The following is a 2,062-nucleotide window of genomic DNA, read 5'->3' as shown; positions in this document are numbered from 1 at the left end:
CAAGCCCACATTTAAGCCCATAAAAATGACAAATAAAGTTTGGATCGACAAGACGGGTAACGCCCTGAGACTGAGATGGAACTATAAGGGGAAGAAGCAAAGCCTGTCGCTAGGAGTTGCCGATAATCCCATTGGTAGGGCATTAGCCAAGTCGAAGATTGCAGAGATCGAGAAAGATCTCGCGGCTGGCTATTATGACCCCACGCTGTTGAAATATAAGCCGCGTAAGCTTGGAGCTAATCCCACTGAAATATCGGCTGTAGATCTGTTCGGAAAGTATATCATTCACTACAAAAAGAACAACGAGATCGCGCACGGATCGGGATTGAGGCTCAAAGCGATCGCCTCGAAGCTAGAGCAATTTTTAGGTGACAAGCAAGCCAACAAAGTCACCGAATCGGTAGCTGAAAAGGTTGTAGCGCAATGGGCTGAGTCAGCCTCTGTTGGGACGATAAAATCCTATTTGTACTACCTCAAGGGTTGCTGGGATTGGGCTAAAGACAAATATCATGTAGTCGAGCCGAACCCTTGGGATGATTGCCTGATTAAATCGCGTTCAAGAGGTAGCAGTAAACCATCTAAACAGGTTAAGCCCTTTACCATTGTCGAACTTCAGGCAATTATCGCCGCATTTGCCAACAATCCTTACTACGCTCATTACACTGATTTCGTGATTTTTCTGGTCAATACTGCTTGTCGTTTCGGTGAAGCTGCTGGCTTGAAGTGGTCATCATTAGGAGCTGACTATTCCACTGCTTGGATTGGGGAGTCTGTCTCTAGAGGGCATCAGAACGCAAAGGGCACCAAAACGGGTAAGAGTAGAACGATTCAGTTATCGCCACCAGTGCGATCGATGTTACTCGCACGATCCGAACGGATAAACCCTCAACCTGACGATTTGGTGTTTCCCAGTCCTAAAGGTCTCCCGCTCGACGACCATAACTTCAACAGAAGGGCATGGAAAACAATTTTAAAGAGTTGTCAGATCGAGTATCGATCGCCTTATAAATTGCGTCACAGTGCGATATCCCACGCCCTAGCTAATGGTGCTAATCCAATCGCACTTGCCGAGCAGTCTGGACACGATAAGCGAACGATGCTATCAACCTATGCTCATGCGATCGACCGAGAGGTCTTATTTGTGAGTATAAACGATCGCAATTTAGAGCAGCGATAGTAACTGCAATTGTCAAGTCTTTTCGATACAATTGCATCGATTTTTTGCCAAAACGGGAAAGAAAATAAATAGCTGTTGCTATCATAGTAGACATGTACTATATTATACTTATCAGCCTTGCCAAGCTTATTTGTTACTAACCCTTCTCGCAAGTAAAACAGCCAAAACCGATATTGACGATTGCCGCTAATTGGATCTAGTCCAAAGACTAGACCTAGAAAACCGTGGCGATTTTGTCACCAATCGGTGAATTAACTGAATCGAACACTTTGTTCGACCAGTTATGCAATAGAAAAGAATTAATCGAAAGACGAAATTAAGTCTTTCGATTAAGACTAAAAAAACAAAACATCACTATTATCTCACGATCGTTAGTGCTATGAAAACATCAACCAAAGCCAAACTCCGATGCTTCAAATTTTTATCAGAGACTGCAATTAGACAGGAGCGTTTCGATATCTCTGCTTGGCAATCAGCTCAGTTAAGAGCCAAGTTACCTAAAGGGATCTACTGGATTCAGCCAATAGAAAGGGGGAAGATCCTCTGGAACCTAATCTTGTTAATCGATTACTTGACTTCTGGCGATCGACCAGAACATCAAATTTTAGTTGAAGAGTATATAGCGACATTGCCATCAGTGGGCTAAGACAATACCCCATTAGTAAATCTAAGAACTACTAATGGGGCGATCGTATTACCCCGATCGATTCGTATCTACAAATCCGAAATTAGTGTTTTTAAGCCTATGAAACCCTAATCGGATTTGTGTAATTTTGCGCTGCAAACCAATACTCTAGAAGATAACCAGATAGTTATTTGACTATGGAAAATCAATAAATATTAGATACGTGCCAACTATTCGCATGTTGCTTTGAGAATTCAACA

At 42.7% G+C, this 2,062-nt stretch carries 2 protein-coding genes; both read left to right on the top strand.

What is annotated here, in order from left to right:
* The first annotated feature begins 25 nt into the window (after positions 1–25).
* Complete coding sequence (locus tag RMO52_RS13975) at positions 26–1,177, top strand: tyrosine-type recombinase/integrase (protein WP_309742982.1); 1,152 nt, start codon at positions 26–28, stop codon at positions 1,175–1,177.
* 379 nt (positions 1,178–1,556) lie between these two features.
* Positions 1,557–1,823 carry a hypothetical protein gene (locus RMO52_RS13970; protein WP_309742984.1) on the top strand — a complete coding sequence of 89 codons (267 nt, stop codon included), beginning with the start codon at positions 1,557–1,559 and terminating at the stop codon, positions 1,821–1,823.
* Positions 1,824–2,062: the final 239 nt, after the last annotated feature.

This window comes from Chamaesiphon sp. OTE_8_metabat_110 (genome assembly GCF_031382685.1).
Lineage (GTDB): Bacteria > Cyanobacteriota > Cyanobacteriia > Cyanobacteriales > Chamaesiphonaceae > Chamaesiphon.
This window is presented reverse-complemented; position numbering and strand designations above follow the sequence as displayed.

What these genes read in the sequence shown, in the direction of transcription:
- RMO52_RS13975 (WP_309742982.1), top strand. Translation starts at nt 26, where the DNA reads ATGACAAATAAAGTTTGGATCGACAAGACGGGTAACGCCCTGAGACTG.
- RMO52_RS13970 (WP_309742984.1), top strand. Translation starts at nt 1,557, where the DNA reads ATGAAAACATCAACCAAAGCCAAACTCCGATGCTTCAAATTTTTATCA.